Annotated in this window: 4 protein-coding genes; all 4 read left to right on the forward strand. The window is 64.1% G+C overall.

All coding sequences use genetic code 11. From position 1 onward, the window contains the following. Positions 1 to 19: 19 nt before the first annotated feature. Complete coding sequence (locus EUZ85_RS19865; protein ID WP_127971206.1) at positions 20 to 5,917, forward strand: type I polyketide synthase; 5,898 nt, start codon at positions 20 to 22, stop codon at positions 5,915 to 5,917. Further along, a complete protein-coding gene (locus tag EUZ85_RS19870; protein WP_127971208.1) occupies positions 5,917 to 10,875 on the forward strand; it encodes a non-ribosomal peptide synthetase in 4,959 nt (1,652 codons plus the stop codon). Before EUZ85_RS19865 ends, EUZ85_RS19870 begins: the two co-directional genes overlap by 1 nt. Before the next feature lie 116 nt (positions 10,876 to 10,991). After that, complete coding sequence (locus EUZ85_RS19875) at positions 10,992 to 15,617, forward strand: non-ribosomal peptide synthetase (protein WP_127971210.1); 4,626 nt, start codon at positions 10,992 to 10,994, stop codon at positions 15,615 to 15,617. Beyond that, positions 15,614 to 18,910, forward strand: coding sequence for a non-ribosomal peptide synthetase (locus tag EUZ85_RS19880; protein WP_127971212.1), 3,297 nt, complete (start codon positions 15,614 to 15,616; stop codon positions 18,908 to 18,910). The genes EUZ85_RS19875 and EUZ85_RS19880 overlap by 4 nt, the downstream gene beginning before the upstream one ends. The last annotated feature ends 26 nt before the right edge of the window (positions 18,911 to 18,936 follow it).

Genomic DNA, 18,936 nt, shown 5'->3' on the forward strand with positions numbered 1-18,936 from the left:
GAAAAAAAAGAATACAACCATGAAGGACACCCTATCCCAAGACATCCCAGCGGACGCTATCGCCATTGTCGGCATGGCGTGCCGCTTTCCCGGCGCGGACGACATCGAGGGGTTCTGGCGCAACCTGCTCGACGGCGTGATCTCCACTACCCGCTTCACCCGTGAACAACTGTTGCAGGGAGGAATTCCCGCCGCGCTGATCGACCACCCGGACTACGTTCCCGTCAAAGGCGTGGTCAACGATTACGACAAATTCGACGCCGCTTTCTTCGGCTATACGCCCCGGGAAGCGGAAATGATGGACCCGCAGCATCGGCTGTTTCTGGAAAGTTGCTGGCGCGCGCTGGAAGACGGCGGCCACACCGGTCAGGGTGAGGAAAACCGCATCGGCGTTTTCGCCGGCGTCGGCATGCCCACCTATATCCTGCGCAATATTGTTCCGCATCCGCAGTACACCGGACCGGACATGGATTATCAGCTGCTGATCGGCAACGACAAGGACTTCGCCGCCACCCGGGTCAGCTACAAGATGGACCTGAAAGGCCCCAGCTTCAACGTCAACACCGCCTGCTCCACCTCCCTGGTGGCGGTGCATCTGGCCTGCCAGAGTCTGCTGTCCTGTCAGTGCGACATGGCCCTGGCCGGCGCTTCCACCCTGCGCGTGCCTCAGGAAGAAGGCTATCTGTATCAGGAAGGCGGCATTCCCTCTCCCGACGGCCAATGTCGCGCCTTTGACGCCGACGCTCAGGGCGTGGTGGGCGGCAGCGGCGTGGGCGTGGTGTTGCTGCGCCGACTGGAGGACGCCCTGGAGGACGGCGATGACATCTATGCGGTGATTCGCGGCAGCGCCATCAACAACGACGGCGCCGACAAAATCGGCTACACCGCCCCCAGCGTCGACGGCGAAGCGGCCGTGATCGCAGAAGCGCAGGCGCTGGCGGACATCACCGCTGACACCATCAGCTACGTAGAAGCCCACGGCACCGGCACTCCCCTGGGCGACCCCATCGAAGTGGCGGCGCTGACCAAAGCCTTCCGCCTGACCACCGCGCGCAAAGGCTTCTGCGCCCTGGGATCGGTGAAAACCAATTTTGGCCACCTGGACACCGCCGCCGGCATGGCGGGTTTGATCAAGGCGGCCCTGGCGATCAAACACGGCAAGATTCCCTCCACCCGCCATTTCCAGCGCCCTAATCCCAAACTGGATCTGGAAAACAGTCCGTTTTTCGTCAACGCCGAAACCGTGGACTGGCCTGCTGACTTACCCCGGCGCGCCGGCGTCAGCTCATTCGGCGTCGGCGGCACCAACTCCCATGTGGTGCTGGAGCAGGCCCCGGACGCCTGCGTTGACGCCCATGCCCTGCAAGACTCAGAGGCGGCGCTGCCGCAACTGTTGCTGGTCTCAGCCCGCACGGACACCGCGTTGCAACAGGCGCAGGCGCAATTACGCGAGCATCTGCAAACCCTGCCTGCGCAGGCGCTGCCGGACGTCGCCTTCACCCTGGCCTGCGGACGCCGTCGTCTGGAGCAGCGCGCTTATACAATCAGCGACCAAGGTACGGCGGACTTTCACGAAAGAAACCACCCGGAAGAGCGCCCTGTCCACAAGCTGGCGTTCTTGCTCACCGGCCAGGGTTCTCAATACGCAGGAATGGCGTCGTCTCTGTATCAGCGTTACGCCACTTTTCGTCGCGACCTGGATCAATGCGCGGCGTTGTTGCAACCCTTGTTGAACCTGGATATTCGCTCGCTGCTCTGCAACGACAGGGAGAAAGACCGCGCGCTTACTCCCACCTCCCTGGCGCAACCGCTGAACTTCGCGCTGGAGTATTCTCTGGCGCGCCTGCTGCAAAGCTGGGGTTTGCAACCTAATGCGTTACTGGGTCACAGCCTGGGAGAATACGTCGCCGCCTGCCTCGCTGGAGTGTTCTCCCTGCCGGACGCTCTGCGTCTGCTCACCGAACGCGGCCGTTTAATGCAGGACACCGCCGCCGGCGCCATGCTGGTGGTCTCCCTTGGCGAAGAAAGCGTCATTCCTTATCTGCGCGCCCACGCCGGCGACAAAGGCCAGGGCGAACGTCTGTCTCTGGCGGCGGTCAACAGCCCGGAGTGCTGCACTCTGTCCGGCCCGCCGGCGGCGATCGAACAACTGCAGGCGCGCCTCATCGCCGAGGGCGTCACCTGCCAGCGCCTCAACACCAGCGGCGCCTTCCACTCGCCAGCCATGGACCCGGTGGCGGCCCCCTTGCGTGAGTTGTTGCGCAGCCTGCGCCTGCAGGCGCCGCAGATTCCCATTGTCAGCAACCTGACCGGCGACCTGCTGCGCCCGGAGCAGGCGGCGGACCCGGACTACTGGGTACGCCATATGCTGGAGCCGGTGCGCTTCGCCGCCGGCCTGCAAACGTTGAGGCGCGAAGGGGTGGACGTCTGCGTGGAAGTGGGCGCGGGACGCGCGCTCACCGCCCTGGCGCATCAACAGGGCTGGCGTCATGACGCTCTGTCGCTGATTCCGCCGGCGTCGCGCCGGGAACATCCGGAACGACAGCTACTGGAAACCTTGGGGGAACTCTGGCGTCGCGGTTGCGACCTGGATTGGCGCGCCTATTACGATGGCGTCATCAACGCCGCCGCGCCAGAGAGTCGTCGCCGTTACCAGCGCCGGCACTTACCAGGCTATCCCTTCGCCCGCCAGCGCTATTGGATCGACCCTCCCAGCAATCAGACGATCACAGCGAGCGTCCGGAACAATCAGGCGGAGCCGCCGTTACAGGACTGGTTCTATGCGCCGTCCTGGCGGCGTCTGCCCATGACCGCCGAACTCTCAGATCAGCGGTCTTCGGCTAAGTCAGATACAGACAAGTCAGGTACAGACAAGCCAGATACAGACGCCAGGCCCCGTCACTGGCTGGTGTTGGTGGACGACGCCCCGCTCGCCCAGGGCTTGCGAGCCGAGATTGAGCGGCGCGGCGACAGCATGACTCAGGTGCGCTCAACCTATGCGCCTCAAGATCTGCACATAGCAAATACGTTGCGTATTGATCCCGCGCAGGAAGAAGATTTCCAGGCCCTGTTTGCGCAATTACAGGCGGACGACCAGGCGCCGGATGTCGTGTTGCACGCCTGGGCCTACGCGCCCCACATCGACGCCACCGACGCACAGAAACGCAGTGAGACACTGCTGAGCCTGGGATACAGCAGTCTGATCCGACTGATCCAGCAGTTCGATAGCCTGACCTCTCCTGCGCCTATGCTGTGCGCCGTCACGGCGACCGCACAGTCGGTGCTCGGCGACGAAACCGTCACGCCGGAACTGGGGGCGGTCATGGGGCCGATCAAGGTGGCGCCGTTGGAGTACGCCGACCTGCGCAGTCTGTGCATCGACGTTATCCCGCCGCAATCGCAAGCCCAGCAGGAGGCGTTGTGTCGCGATCTGATCGACCTCGCCCAGCGTCCCAGCGATGAGCCCTTACTGGCGTTGCGCGGCCTGGATCTGACGCAACCGCCCCGCCATCACCGTTGGGTCTGCGAATTCACGCCCACGCCCACCGCGGCGATCAGCGACCCGCAACAATTGCCTTTACGTGATGACAGCGTGTACCTGATCACCGGCGGATTGGGCGGCATCGGCCTGCAACTGGCGGAGTGCGTAGCGCAACAATGCCGCGCCAGGCTGATTCTGGCCGGTCGCCAGCCCGCTCCCGCCTGGAGCGAGGACGCCGGCGCCAACCATAGCGGCCTCATCACGCAATTGCCTGAGCCCAAGCGCATCGCCGCCATGGAAAGCGAACTGAAGGACGAACTGGGGATTCAGACCGTGGACGCTCATCCGGGTCTGCGCGCTGATCTGCATGGCCTGTGCTCCGCCTATCTCGGTCAGTTTATCAGCGCCCTGTGGCGGGACCATCTGGACGAAAGAAAGGTCGTCAGTGTGGATGAGTTCATGAATGTCTGCGGTCTGGACGCCCGTTTCGACAAGTTCTTCCGCTGGATGTTCGCCATTCTGGCGGAGGACGAAGTGGTCGGACTGGATGGTGATCAAGTGCGCCTGTCACCCGCCCTGGAGCAGTTGCCGGACGCCTCCGTCATGCGCGAGGAAATCAGCCAGCGGCATCCCGGTTTCGCCCCCATGCTGGCGTTTCTGGATCACTGCGTCAGCCACTATCGCCCTGCTCTCACGGGTGAAGTCGACGCCATCAGCGTGCTGTATCCCTCCGGTCAGGGGGACAAGCTGAAGAAAGCCGCAGCGGAAACCGTGGAGCATACGCATCACCGTCTGTACGGCCTGTTATTGCAGAGACTGTTGCGGGACCTCAATCAGGCCCGCGCGGCGCAGCCTGACGCCAGACCTTTGCGGATTCTGGAAATCGGCGCCGGCGCCGGCATTCTTACCGACTGGATCGCCCCCGCCCTGCGTGAAGCGAACGTGGAATACTGGTTCACCGATATCGGCCGCAGCTTCGTGATGGCGGCGGAAGCACGCTTTCAGCAAGATCCCGATCTGGCGGGCAAAATGCGTTTCGCCAAATTCGACGCCTCACTGCCGCCGGAGAAACAGGGGCTGGACCCGCACAGTTTCGATCTGGTGATAGAGCTGGACGCGGTGCACGCCACGGCGGACCTGCCCGCCACCATGCGCCAGACCCGGCGTTTGCTGGCCCCCGGAGGTTTGCTGTGCCTGCTGGAGTCCACCCACACAGAACGCTGGACCAATATGGCCTACGGGCTGGCGGCGGGATGGTGGTATTTCGCTGACGGACTGCGGGAGAACTGTCCGCTTCTGTCTCTGCCGCAATGGCGCGTGCTGCTGGAAGATCTGGGTTATCAGGACGTGCGCGCGTTCCCCGGTGAGGACAGGAGGCCGGAGGAAGTCGACTGCGGCCTGATACTGGCCGCCGCCGGCGACGCCAACGTGGCGGAGCCGTTCGCCCTGGTCAGCCCTGACGCGGAAAGGGCCGCCTGCGACCGCAGCGCCAAACTGCGTCGCCTGCGCAGTCTCGGCGCCCAGGTCATGACCTTACAGACGGACATTGCCGATCTGGCGGCGCTACAGGAGCAACTGGCGCAGGCGCAACAGCATTTCGGCCCCATCAATGGCCTGATTCATTGCGCAGCCTCGGAAAACCGCGGCCCCATTCAGCTCAAGCAACCTGATCCCGGCGCCGGCGAGTTCGCCGCCAAGGTCCACGGCGTGCGCAACCTGCTGACGATATTGCCGGTCAAGGAACTGGATTTCGTGGCGCTGTCCTCCTCCACCAGCGCCGTGGCGCCCGGGGTCGGCGACGCCGAATACTGCGCCTCTAACTCCTGCGTGGACGCCTTCGCTCATCAACTGCGCAGCCAGGGCGTGGCGGCCCTGTCCATCAACTGGGAACGCTGGCGGCATGTGGGCATGGCCTGCGCCTACGAGGCCCTGTATCGCCAGAAAACAGGGCATGACCCGGAAGGCGGCATGGACCCGGCAACCGGCGCCGACGCTTTCCTGCGCATGCTGTCCCAACGCGGCCTCAGTCAGGTGCTAATGTCCCGCCGCCATATCTACGATCTGTTGCGGGACGCCCGCAACGTCAACCTGCAGCGCATCGTCGAACAGGGCCGACTCAGCAACGCGGCCCAGGACGAGCAAGCCGGCGCCGATGCGCCCGCCAGCGATCTGGAACGGGATATCGCCGCCATCTGGCGCGAGGTGCTGGGAGTTAACCTGGTGGGACGACACGACAATTTTCATGACCTGGGCGGCGACAGTCTCATCGCCATCAAGATGGCGTCGCGGCTGAAAAGCCGGTTCTCGCCGGATATCAGCATGCAGGCCCTGTTCGACTATCCCAGCGTGGCCGCCTTCGCCGAATGGCTGCAGCGCGCCTGTCCGGAAGCCGTGGACACGGATCTGTCGGAAGAAATGGATGAAGGGGTGCTGTGATGGAAGTGTACGCCTTTCTACGGGAAGTCGAGCAAAGCGGCGTACAGCTTTGGAACGATAACGGGCAGCTGCGCTATCGGGCGCCGAAAAACGCCATGACGCCGGAGCTGGTCGCCCGCCTCAAGATCATGAAGGACACCATTCTGCCCCTGCTGCCCAGGCAGCCGGCGCCGCCCCGTCTGCAGGCGGTGGCTCCGCGTCGGGGCATTCCGCCGCGCGCCCCGGCCTACGCTAACAACGCGCCCTTGTCTCTGAATCAGATGGGACTCTGGTTCGTGATGGCCATGGCGGAAACGCAGACCGGCCCGGGAGGCGACGCCGCCTGCAATATCCCTGGCGATGCCTCCTACGATATCCCTGTCGATGCCTCCTACGATATCCCTGTCGATGCCTCCTACGATATACCTGGCGACGCCGCCTACAATATTCCTGAAGCGTTGCGTCTGGACGGCGTCATCGACATTAGCCTGTTGCGCCGCTGCCTGCAGCGTATTGCAGATCGTCACGAAGCTTTGCGCGTCAGTTTCATCGAGGGGCCGGACGGGCCCCGCCAGCACATCGCCGAACAGGCGACTCTGTCGATGACCCAGGAAGACCTGAGCAGTCTGGAGCCCGGCGCGGCGGAGCGCGCCGCCGCCAGACTCGCGGATGCGGAGGCCGTGGCCCCTTTTGACCTGAGCCGCGCTCCCCTGGCCCGTGCGCGCCTGTTGAAACTGGGACCACAGCGCCACGTGCTGCTGTTCACCCTGCATCACATCATCGCCGACGGCTGGTCCAAGGGCATTCTCACCCGTGAGCTGATGACGCTTTACGCCGGCTCCGGCGAGCTGCCGCCATTGTCTACTCAATACCCGGACTACGCCTGCTGGCAACAGCAAAGCTTTTTGCCGGCGGAGTTGCTTCGTCTGCGCGAATATTGGCTGCCGCGCCTGCAGAATCCGCCGCCGCCCCCCGATCTGCCGTATGATCACCCGCGCCCCCGGCAACGCAGCTATCGCGGCGCCAGTCATTTCATCACCCTGTCCGCGGACCGGGGCGACGCCCTGCAGGCCCTGGCCAAGCGACAGGGGTGCAGCCTGTTTATGGCGCTGTTGGCGATCTTCAACATACTGTTGCAACGCTACAGCGGCGCCAGCGATCTGGTGGTGGGCTCCCAGGTGGCCAACCGGGAACGTCCCGAGCTGGAAAACGTAGTGGGCTTCTTCGTCAATACCCTGGCGCTGCGGGTCAATCTCAGCGGCGTCGCCAATTACATCGAATTGCTGCAACAGGTGCGGGAAACCACGCTGGGCGCTTTCGCACATCAGGAAATGCCCTTCGACAAACTGGTGGAGGCGTTGCAGCCGGAGCGCCGCCCCGGCTACGAGCCCATCGCCCAGGTCATGTTTTTGCTGCAAAGCGCGCCCATGGAGAGCCTGCGGCTGCCGCGCCTCACCATTGAATCCCTGCCGGTCAACCGGGGCAGCGCCAAGTTCGACCTGTCGCTGCTGGTCACGGAGACCGACGGCGCCCTGCAATGCGAGTTTGAATACAGCCTCGACCTGTTCGAGTCAGGAACTATTGAGCGCATGGCCCGACACTTCGCCACTCTGGTGGACAGCGTGATCATGGCGCCGCAAGCCGAGCTGGATCAGTTGACCATGATCGACGCCGAAGACCTGCGCCAGCTACGCGCCTTCAACGAGCATTGGCGCTCGCCTCCCACCGCCGCTCGCCCGGTGGAGCAGCCTATTCTGGGCGACGACATCGTCAGTTGCTTCCGCCAGCAGGCGGCCCGCAATCCGCAGCAGACCGCCGTCATCGCCGACGATGGCGAGTTAAGTTACGCCGAGCTGGACCAGCGCAGCGATGCGCTGGCGGCGCGCCTGCGTCATCAGGGCGCGTTGCCGGATCAGCCGGTGGGGTTGTGCGTACGTCCCGGCCTCAATCTGATCATTGGCATCCTGGGCATATTGAAAAGCGGCGCCGGCTATATGCCCATGGACATCGCCCATCCCCGCGCCCGCCTGCAGCACCAGATCCGCGACGCCCACCTGAGCCTGATTGTGGTCGACCAGGCCACGCTGAACCCCGCCCGCTCCACCGTGGCGCCCTATCCCGCCGAGCTGATCTGCATCGAGCAGGCCCTGGCCAGGCCAGTGGCCGCTCCCACCAGCCCACTCGCCATACAACGCAGCCAACTGGCGTACATCATCTACACCTCCGGCTCCACCGGCGCGCCCAAAGGCAGTCAGGTGGAGCATCACAATGTGCTGAATCTGGTGGAGGGACTGCGGGATCTGGTTTATCGGGGCTATAAGGAGCCGGTATGCGTGGCGTTGCTGGCCAACCCGGTGTTCGACGCCTCGGTGCAACAGATCTTCGCCGCTCTGCTGCTGGGACATAAACTGCTGGTCGTGGCTCCGGAGAAACGTCTGGAACCAGCGCGCCTGGCCCGGTGTTTTCTGGATCACAACGTGGCGGTGGCGGACTGCACGCCCAGCCTGCTGTCGATCATGACGGCGGACAGATTGCCGGCGACGCCCGGCTTACGCCTGGACGCTCTGCTTACCGGCGGCGAGCCTTTGACCCGGGAGCTGGCGCAGTCGTTTTATCAACAAAACCCCCGGGCCACGCTCTTCAACGTCTATGGCCCCACGGAATGCACGGTGGACGTCACCGCGTTGCGGGTTCCCCGGGACAATCCCTATCACTTTCCCATCGTTCCTATCGGGACGCCCCTGCCTAACGCGCAGGCGTTCATTCTGGACAGGTTCTGTCAGCCGGTTCCTCTGGGCGCCCCCGGCCAGATATTCATCGGCGGCGACCCGGTCGGCCGCGGCTATTTGAATCAACCCGCTCTGACCCGGGAAAAATTCGCCTATTACCCCGAGATTTCCGAGCGCCGCCTGTACGCCACCGGCGACTGCGGACGCTGGCTGCAGGACGGCGCCATCCAGTACCTCGGCCGCATGGACCAGCAGATCAAGATCCGCGGTCATCGGGTGGAGCCGGGAGAAATCGAATCGCACTTGCGCCAGCATCCCGCGTTGGCGGAAGCCGCAGCGATCGCCCTGGAAACCGAACCGGGACGCCATGAGCTGGCGGCCTATCTCACTCTGCGGGAAGAGGCGCAGGCGCCCGCGGTGGAGGCGTTGCGCAGCTTTCTGCAGGATCGCGTGCCGGATTATATGATTCCCACGCGCTGGTCGTTTCTGGCGCAGATGCCGCTCACCGCCAGCAACAAGATCGACCGTCGCGCCCTGCCGCAATGCGAAGCCACCGCTCCCGACCAGGAAAAACGTCCGCGCCGCGCCCCTGACGGAGCCAGAGAAACCGCCTTGGCGGAGGTCTGGAGCAGCGTTCTGCATATCGCCGATATCAGCGCCCAGGACGACTACTTCGCGCTCGGCGGCGACTCCATTAAGGCGCTGCAGATCTCTGCGCGCTTGCGTCAAATCGGCTGGCGTATGGAAGTCAGGCAGATTTTCGAATACCGCAGCATCGCTGAACTGGCGCCGCAGCTACAGGCCATCGTAGAAACCATCGCCCCTAACGCCGCGCCGGCGGAAGCGCCGCTGACGGGGATACAGCGCTGGTTCTTCAGTCACTTTGAAGGTCGTCGCGATCATTACAATCAGGCGATATTGCTGCGTCCCGCCCACGAACTGCAAACAGAGCCTTTGCAGCGCAGTCTGACCGCGCTGCTGCATCACCATGGCGCGCTGCAACTGGCCTTTCAGGGCGAGCCTGACCAATTGCGTCAAGTGCGTGTGAAGGTCGATCCCGACAGCCTGCTTAGCGTCATTGACCTGCCTGCTGCGTCGGACTCCACAGCAGACCCGATGGCGGACCTCAGGACGCAAATGGAGGCCCATATGGCGGATCTGCAAACCCGCTTCAGCCTGCGTAAAGGCGGCCTCTTCAAAGCGGCGCTGTATCGCCTGGGCGATGGCGAGCAACGTCTGTTTCTGACCGCCCACCATCTGATCATGGACGCAGTGTCCTGGCGCGTGCTGCTGGAAGACCTGACCCTGGCCTACGAGCAGGCTGTTGCGGGATCGGAGATTACGCTGGCGCCAGTGACGGATTTCGCTCAATGGGCCCAGGCCGTCAACAGCGGCGCGCCGGTCTTTTCCCATAAAGAGCTGGATTACTGGCGGCGTCAGGAGAGTCTGCGCGCCAGTCAGCCCATCCCTGCGCGCCTGCAGCGCCGCGAAGCCGCCTACCACTATGTGGAAAGCCATCTCGACGGCGCAACCACCGAACAATGGCTGCGCGACGCCAACCAAGGCTACCGCACCCGAGGGGACGAACTGCTCATCACCGCCCTGCTGCGTACGCTGATGCGACAACAGCTGGCGCCGCCCAGCCTGCTGCTGGAAGGACATGGCCGCGAAGACCTGGGCGCCGGCCTCGATATCTCACGCACCCTGGGCTGGTTCACCAGTCTGTACCCCCTCGCCTTCGCGGTTAACGCTGAAGACGAGATCGACCGCCAGATCAAAGTGGTGAAAGAGACCTTGCGCAGCGCGCCGCAACAGGGGGCGGGCTACGGCATCCTTCGCTACATGCGCGATCAGAAAGATATCGACGGCGACGACGCCATCGCCTTTGCCCCCTTGCCCGCGGTGGCGTTCAACTATCTCGGCCGGTTCGACCGCACTTTCACCGGCGACCTGTTACAGCTCGCGGAAGAAAACGCAGGACCGACCCGGGACCCGCAGGCGCTGAACCTGCAGGCGCTGGAAGTGGTGGCGCTGGTGCTGGACGGTTGCCTGCAATTGCGTCTGACCGGCTGCGCCGGCTGTTTCAGCGCCGGCGATCTGGTGATGTTCGCGGAAGCCCTGATGGACGATCTGCGCCGCATCATCCGCCACGCCGCCGACAAAACCGAAGCGGAGCTGACCCCGGCGGACATTGACTATGACGGCTTCAACCTGGAGGAACTGGATGAGTTCATAGACCGGTTGAGTTAACCCGTTCCGCTCGTATGGGAAGACGTGCGGGAAAACGCCTTCAGCGGCTGCAAAGTCCGCGTCGCTGAAGGCGTCAGATCCAGAAGTCCCTGAACAACAAGAATCGGACAAGGACCATGACAGTTACCAAGAAGGACATCAAGAACATCTATCCCCTGACGCCAGTGCAAGAAGGCATGCTGTTTCATGCGCTGCTGGAGCCCGAATCCAGCGCTTATTTTCAGCAGACCGCCTGGCGGCTGCGGGGCGAACTGAACGCGGACGCCTTTGAGCAGGCCTGGCGTCTGCTCGCGCAGCGCCATGATCTGCTGCGCACCCTGTTTTCCCACCAGCAAAGCGACCAGCCCCTGCAAATCGTACTGCACCAACTGCCTCCGCATATTGAACGCCAGGACCTGCGTTACATTGATTCGCTGCGTTCCGACGCCTATTGCCGCCACTTTCGCGACAACGAACGCCGCCAGGGCTTCGACCTGAGCCAGGGACCGTTGTGGCGCATCAGCCTGCTGCGCCTGGAGGACGATCTGTGGGAAGTGGTGTGGAGCCATCATCACATCCTGCTGGACGGATGGTCCTATGGATTACTGTTGAGCGAGCTGCTCGCAACTTATCGCAGCCTGTGTGAGGGCGAGGACGCAGAGGCGCAGCTCAACCTCACGCCGACGCCTCCGTTCAGCCGCTATGCGCGCTGGCTGGCGGCCCAGGATCAGGCGGCCTCCGCGCAATACTGGCGGACCTATATGGACGGCTTTGCAGAGCCGACGGAGCCGCCGTTTCGCAAATACCGCCCGGACGCCCAGCCGGAAAGCGCCGAACTGAGCTTTCAGTTGAGCCGGGGCCAGACCGAGCGCCTGCAAAGCCTCTGCGCGCAGCATGGGATTACCCTCAACGCCCTGCTGCAGGCGACCGTGGCGACCCTGCTGGCGCGCTGTTGCGATCAGGAAGACGTGGCCTTCGGAACCGTGGTGTCCGGCCGGCCGGCGGATCTGGCGGGCGTGGAAAACATGGTGGGGCCCTTTATCAACACCGTCCCCTGTCGGATTCGCGTCGATCCCGATTACAGCCTGCTGCAACTGGCGCAGACGCTGCAGCAGCGTCATCTGGCGTCCGCCCCCCATCACTACTATCCCCTGGCTAAAATTCAGGCGGCCGCCGGTTTCGCCGGTCAGGATCAGGGCCTGTTCAATCTGGTGATGGCGGTGGAGAACTATCCGGTGGATGCGATGGTGAAACGGGCCACAGAACAGACCGACCTCGGTTTCGCCGTGGAGGACGTGTTCAGCTTCGAAAAAACCCATTACGACTTCGACCTGCAATTCATGCCCGGAGAGCGTCTGCAAGGCAAACTGATCTACAACCGCAGCCGCTACGAACCCGCTTATGTGGAATCTATTCCACTTATATTTCAAACAATTATCGAGTCTTTCTGCAGTAATATCGAGGTTAAGGTCGCCGCCATCCCCCTGCTTTCCGAAGCCAGTCTGGAGCTGCTGCGGGACGTTTGCGAGGGGCTGTCCTGGCGGCCGGACAGCGACACCTTGATTGACCGCTTCCTACGTCAGGCCCAGGCCTCGCCTCAACGCATTGCGGTCAGCGATGGCGATGCGCAGCTGAGTTATGACGCCCTGCGCGAAGCCGCCAACCGACTCGCGCGCCGCCTGGCGGAACAGAATGTCGCCGACGACGAGCCCGTCGGCCTGTGCACCGGCCGCTCCGTCAATCTGGCGGTGGGAGCGTTGGGAATACTGAGCGCCGGCGGGGCTTATCTGCCGCTGGATATCGCACAACCGGAAGCGCGCCTGCGCCAGCAAATCATCGACAGCGGCTTGCGCGTCATGGTGGCGGATAACGCCACGCTGGCGGCGCTGCGGGACATCGACGCCGGCGCCCCCGTGCAGATCCTTGCGCTGCCGGATGCGGCCCAGCATCTGGAAGCCGCGCCGGAACTGGAGCTGCAGCGGACGCTGCGCCCGGACCAGCTCGCCTATGTGATCTACACGTCCGGCTCCACCGGCGTCCCCAAAGGCGTCGCCGTCGAACATCGCAACGTGGTCAACCTGAACGACGCGCTCTGGGATATCGCCTACCGCCGTTACAGTCGCCCCGTCAATGTGGCGCTGCTGGCCAACGCCGTATTCGACGCCAGCGTGCAACAGCTGTTTCCCGCCCTGCTGCACGGACACCGACTGCTGGTGGTGGATCAAGAGACGCGGCAGGACGCCGCCCGTCTCACCGACCTGTTCATTCAGCAACGCATTACGCTCAGCGACTGCACGCCCACGCTGCTGGCGCTGTGGTTGCCGGAGCTGGCGCGGCGCAGCGACGAACTGGCGCTGGACACCCTGCTGGTGGGCGGCGAAGCCCTGCCCAGCGCGTTGGCGCAGGCCGTTGGCGAGGCCCTGCCCGCCGTCCGCCTGATCAATGTCTATGGGCCGACTGAGTGCTGTGTGGACGCTACCGCCTACGTGATCGACAGCAAACGCCTGCCGCCATCCCCCTGCGTTCCCATCGGTCAGCCCCTGCGCAACACCCGCGCCTGGGTGCTGGACCGCCATGGCGCGCCGGTCCCGGCGGGGGTTCCCGGCGAAATCGCGCTGGCTGGCGCAGGCGTCAGTCGAGGTTATTTGAACCGGCCGGAGCTGAACGGAGAGAAGTTCGTCTTCCTCTCTTCTCCCTGTTCCGCTTCCGGTGCGGTTCGCTTTTACAAGACCGGCGATCGCGGACGCTGGACCCTGGACGGCGCGCTGGAGTTCCTGGGACGCATGGATGATCAGGTGAAAGTGCGCGGCCATCGTATCGAATTGGGAGACGTGGAGTCCCATCTGCGCAGCCATCCTGACGTGGAGCAGGCCGCGGCGTTGCTCGTCGCCCCCAACCCTGAGAGTGAATCCGCCAGCGCCGAGCTACTTGCCTATATTGTTGTAAAACAAGAGGTTGGCGCAGACACCTTAAGAAAATACTTACAAGAGCGTTTGCCGGAATACATGCTGCCCAGCGGCTATGTCGCCCTGGACGCGCTACCTCTGAACGCCAGCGGCAAGCTGGATCGCAAAGCGCTGGCGACGCTGCGGCAAAGCGAGCGCCTCGGCGTGACCACCGCCTTCACCGCGCCGCAAAGTCCCCTGGAAACGCTGCTGGCGCATCTGTGGAGCGAGATTCTGGGACGGGAGCAGGTTGGCGCCAACGACAACTATTTCGCCCTGGGGGGCGACTCCATCAAAGCCATCCAACTGGCGTCCCGGCTGCACCGGGAAGGCTGGAAAATGGCCATCAAAGACCTGTTCGCCAATCCGACTATCGCGGCGCTGGCGCCCTGGGTCACGCCGCTGGAGCAACGCCAGGATCAGGACTGGGCGGCCCCGCAAGGGCCGGTTCCCCTCCCCCCGGCGCAGAGTCGCTTCTTCCGGGAGCATAGCGAGAATCCGCGCCGCTTCAATCACGCGCTCCTGCTGCGCAGCGAGCAACCTTTGTCCGCCTCGTCGCTTCAGGCGGCGCTGGACGGGGTATACGCCACCCATGAATCCCTGCGTCTGCGTTTTCTGCGGGATGACGACAACCGCTGGATGCAGGAGGCCATGGCCCTGGACGACGCGCCGGGAGTGCGGCTGCGGGAAATCGATTTAAAGGACAGCGAAGACCTTCCCTCTGCGCTGGTCCACCAGGGTGAGCAACTGCACGCCGCGATGGACCCGGAAAACGGACGCCTGTTCGCCGCCGCGCTGTTGCGCTGCCCGGACGGCGACCGACTGCTGCTGGCGGCCCACCATCTGGCGGTGGACGGGGTGTCCTGGCGTATTCTGCTGGATGATCTGCTGCAAGGGTACGCCCAGGCTTGCGACGGCCAGCCCGTGCACTTGCCGGAAGCGCCCGGATTTACGCACTGGGCGGCGCAACTGGCACGTTTCGGCGGCAGTCGCGAACTGCAGGCGGACATCCCTTACTGGGCGGCGCAGGAGGAAACCCATGATCTCGACGCCTCCGATAGCGAACCCTGCCGCTATGGCGACGCCCTGACTCTGACCCGGGAGCTGGACCCTGAGCTGACCCAGGCGCTGCTGACCGCCGCCAATCAGGCTTACAACACCACGCCGGAAGACCTGCTGCTCACCGCCCTGGCCCGCGCCATGGCGCCTTCCGACAACACGGCGGTCAACCTGTGCCTGTTGATGGAGAGCCACGGCCGCGACCTGCTGGAGACGGATCTGGACCTGTCCCGCTGCGCCGGCTGGTTCACCTGTCTGTGGCCGCTGTCCCTGACCTTGCCCGGCGACCGCGAACTGGCCTATCAGATCAAATCAGTGAAAGAGAGCCTGCGTCGCGTTCCCCGCAAAGGCGCGGGCTACTCGCTGTTGCAGGAATTCGGCGGCGACGCTGCTGCGGCGCTGCGCTTCAACCTGCGGCCGCAGATCAGCTTCAACTATCTGGGGCAGCTCGACGCGCCTCTCGCTGACGCCAGCCTGCGCTTCAGCGATGAACCCAGCGGCGATTGCGTGCGTCCCGAAGCGCCGCGTCCCTGCGCTCTGGAGATCAGCGCCATGGCCCTGGAAGGACGCCTGCGCCTGCAACTTTGCATCGACCGGGCGCGGCCCCTGCTGGACGCCGACGTCCTGCTGACCCGCTGGAGCGAACAACTAGCGCATTTGGCTGAGCACTGCCTGGGCTGCGCGGGAGCCACCGTCACGCCCTCGGATTTGACCTATTCTGATATCAGCCTGGATGAGCTGGAAGGAATCATTTCATGATAAAAAAGGAAAACCTCAAGGACCTGTATCCCCTGTCCCCCATGCAGGAAGGCATGCTCTATCAAAGCCTGCTGCATCCCGACGCGCCGGTGTATCACGAGCAGGCGCTGTACCGGCTGCGCGGCGAGCTGCGGGTGGATCTGCTGGAGCAGGCCTGGGAGCGGTTATTCCAGCGTCACGATATCCTGCGCGTCCAGTTCATCGCCGAGAAAGTGTCCCGACCTCTGCAAGCGGTGCTGCATCAACGGGTCGGCGAGTTTCATTACAACGACTTACGCAAGGCGTCGCCGGATTTTCAGGAGGAGCTGGTTCGTCAGGCCCAGGCGGAAGACCGTCAGCGCAGTTTCGATCTGCAACGGGAGCCGCTGATGCGCATGCGTCTGCTGCAACTGGCGGACGACCGCTTTGTGCTGCTGTGGAGCCTGCATCATATCCTCATGGACGGCTGGTGCCTGAGCCTGCTGTTGCGGGACTTCACACTGATCTATGACGCCCTGCGCGAAGCGCGCCCGCTGGATTTGCCAGCGCCGCCGCCTTACAGCCGTTATATTCAATGGCTGGAGCGTCAGGACGCAACCCAGGCCCGGAATTATTGGCGCGAACAACTGGAGGACTACCATCAGGCCGCCCAGATACCACGGCAGCAGACCCTCGCCCCCGCCGGCGCCGGCAAACGCACCTTCACTCACGCGCTGCCCAGGCCCCTCAGTGAACGCGTGCGGCAGGCCGCGGCGGACTGGGGAATGACGCCCGGGGCCATCCTGCAAGCCGCCTGGGGCGCATTGCTGGCCCGCTACAACGATTGTGACGACCTGGTGTTCGGAACCCTGGTGTCAGGGCGTCCGGCGGAACTTCCCGGGACTATGGAAATGGTGGGGGTCTTCATCAACACCCTGCCGCTGCGTTTGCGCATCAGTCCCGACGCCACCTTGCGCGAACTGGCTCAGGCCACGCAATTGCGTTTGCTGGAGGCGGAGTCGCGCCAGTACCTGCCGTTAAGCGAGGTGCAACAGCTCAGTCCTCTCGGCAAAGATCTGCTCACCCATCTGTTCGCCTTCGAGAACTATCCCGCACCGGCGCAACCAGACGGGGCTTTCCGCGACGCCATTCAGGTGGAAAGCATCAGCAAGCACGAAGACATTCCCTACGATTTCGGCGTCACCGCCACACCGGAACATAGCCCGCAGGGGACGACGCTGGTGATGCGCTACCTGTACAACCCGGCGCAGTTCGAAGGCGCCTTCGTCGAGCGCCTGAGCGGACACTATGAGCGCCTGTTGCGCCAGGGACTGGGCGCGAGCGGGGATGTGGCCTCCACACCGCTGCAGCAGATAGACCTGCTGGGCGCCGCTGAGTACGACCGCCTGCGCGCCTTTCATGGCGAGACGCATCCGTTGCCCTCCTGCGACAGCTATCTGGATCTGTTCGAGCAGGCCGTCGCCGCTGCGCCGGACAGCATTGCGGTGGAAGACGGCGAGCGTCGCATCAGCTATCGCGAGCTGGATGAACGCGCCAACGCTCTGGCTGCGTTGCTGCAAGAGCGCTATGACGTGGGAGTGGAAGACCGCATCGGCGTCGCTCTGCCTCGCAGCGCCGCCCTGCTGATCGCCGAACTGGCGGCGGGCAAAGCCGGCGCGGCCTTTGTTCCGGTAGACCCGGACTACCCGCCGGAGCGCCGCCTGCGCACGTTCCAGCAGGCGCAATGCAAACTGGTGATCGGCGACGCCGAGGAAGCCGCATTGTGGGGCGAATACAAGCTGTGGCGCGAGCACAGCCAGATTCCCTTCATCCCCCTGGACGCCCTCGACCCCAACAGCCGTCGCCCCCAGGCGCCGGCTCGCGCCTGTGGGCTGCGTAGTCTGGCCTATGTGATATTCACCTCCGGCTCCACGGGAGAGCCCAAAGGCGTCATGCTGGAGCATCTGGGCCTGATCAACCTGATCCAGTGGAGCCGCCGTCAATTCGGCATTCTCGCGGGCAAGCGCACCACCCTGCTGGCGTCGCCGGCGTTCGACGCTTCCGTATGGGAGTCGCTGCCGTCGCTGTGCGCAGGGGCGACCATTGTCATCACGCCGGACGCAATACGACGGGATGTAGGTCCTCTGTGTCAATTTCTGCATGACCGGCTCATTGATATCTCCTTTCTGCCGCCGGCCTTGTGTGAGGAAGCCTGCGTCAACTATCCGCACCTGTTGCAGAACATCGTGCTGCAATCCGGCGGCGACACCTTGAAAGGCATTCGCAACGGCGGCGCCAGCGACCGTATCAAGGTCTCAAACAACTACGGGCCGTCCGAGTTCAGCGTGTGCGCCACCTCCTGCTACCTGGCGCCTCAGGAGCCCAGCCCTTACCCCATCGGCAAGCCCATCGCCAACGCCGAGGCGTTGATTCTGGATCGCCAGCAACGTCTGGCTCCCCTGGGCGCAGCCGGAGAAATCGCGCTGGCCGGGCCTTCTCTGGCGCGAGGCTACTGGGGGCGCGCCGACCTTACCGCCGCACGTTTCGTGGCGCACCCCTGCAAGCCCGGCGAACGGGTGTACCTGACCGGAGACAAGGGACGCTGGCGCGAAGACGGCAATCTGGATTTCCTCGGACGCATCGACGACCAGTTATCTGTGCGCGGACATCGCGTGGAGCCGGCGGAGATCGAACACTTGCTGTCCCGCCACGAACGGGTGCGCGCCGCGGCGGTGGCGGCGACACGGGGCGCGGACGGACACACGCTGCTGGCGGCCTTTGTGACGCCACGCAGCGCGGATGACTCGCCACTGGACCTGGACGACATCCGCCAATGGCTGACGCGGCGCGCCCCGTCCTACATGACTCCCGCCATTCTGCGGGAGCGGGACCGCCTGCCGTTGAACGCCAACGGCAAACTGGATCGCAAGGCGCTTGAGCGCGAAGCGGAGCAACTGCGCGCAGAAACGCCTTACGAAGCCCCGCAGACGGCAACGGAGAAGCAGGTGGCGGAGATCTGGAGTCAGGTGCTGGATCGGCGCCCCATTGGCCGCAGTGATCATTTTCTGGAGCTGGGCGGGCACTCCCTGAGCGCCACCCGCGTCCTGTCGCAGCTACGCGGACGACTGCAGCGGGATCTGCCGCTGGCGCTGCTGTTCGACAAGCCTGTGCTCAAGGACCTGGCCGCCGCCATGGATGCGCTGGCGACCGCCGCAGCGCCGGCGTCCGAGAGCGGCATTCGTCGCGTCGACCGTTCACGCTACGCCGTCAGCGCGCCAAAACCGGAAAACCAGACCCCGGAGACGCAGGACCCCGCCGCTGCGGAGTCGTCCTGACAACAGGATTAAACAGACAACAACCA

It is taken from the genome of Hahella sp. KA22, assembly GCF_004135205.1.
GTDB lineage: Bacteria > Pseudomonadota > Gammaproteobacteria > Pseudomonadales > Oleiphilaceae > Hahella.